A 511-nucleotide genomic window follows, 5' to 3' on the forward strand; every position below is an offset into this window, starting at 1 on the left:
CCCAGATATACAAGGCGGCGTTTCCGAACGAGACCGTGATCGTCGATCCGCTGGCCCAGACCCGGCAGAAGGTGGCCGCCGGCCGCCGCAATGCCGGCCAGGGCGCGCCGGATGATTTCGGCGCGCTGGCCGCCGCCTTCGGCGAGGCCTGGCAAAGCGCCGCGGCGCGCGCGCCGGGTGGCGCGCAGCCCACCCTGGCCGGGATGGAATACCGCGAGCGCAGCCTGTTCGTGCGCCTGAAGCCCGAGGCGCAGGTGCCGTTCGACGCGGTCAGCGCGGCGCTGGCGCGGCGCAATCTGTCCCTGACCGCCGCGCCGGAGCAGGCCGGTGTGGTGATGTGGCAAGTCAAGACCGGAAAATGAGGCGGTACCGATGAGTCTGAAAGCAAGCATGACGGAAGCAGGCCAGGCCGCTTCCCGTTTCTGGGCCGAGCGCAACCTGCGCGAGCAGCGCATCCTGCTGGCCGGCATGGCCGCCATCCTGGCCGCACTGGTCTACCTGCTATTGGTCG

General features: G+C 70.3%; 1 protein-coding gene. It reads left to right on the forward strand.

What is annotated here, in order from left to right; translation table 11 throughout:
* Positions 1 to 362: hypothetical protein (locus JK635_RS28910; RefSeq protein ID WP_202655510.1), on the forward strand; the 362-nt coding region annotated here is incomplete at its 5' end.
* Positions 363 to 511 lie beyond the last annotated feature (149 nt).

The organism is Neobacillus paridis (assembly GCF_016765675.1).
Classification (GTDB): Bacteria; Bacillota; Bacilli; order Bacillales; family Cytobacillaceae; genus Neobacillus; species Neobacillus paridis.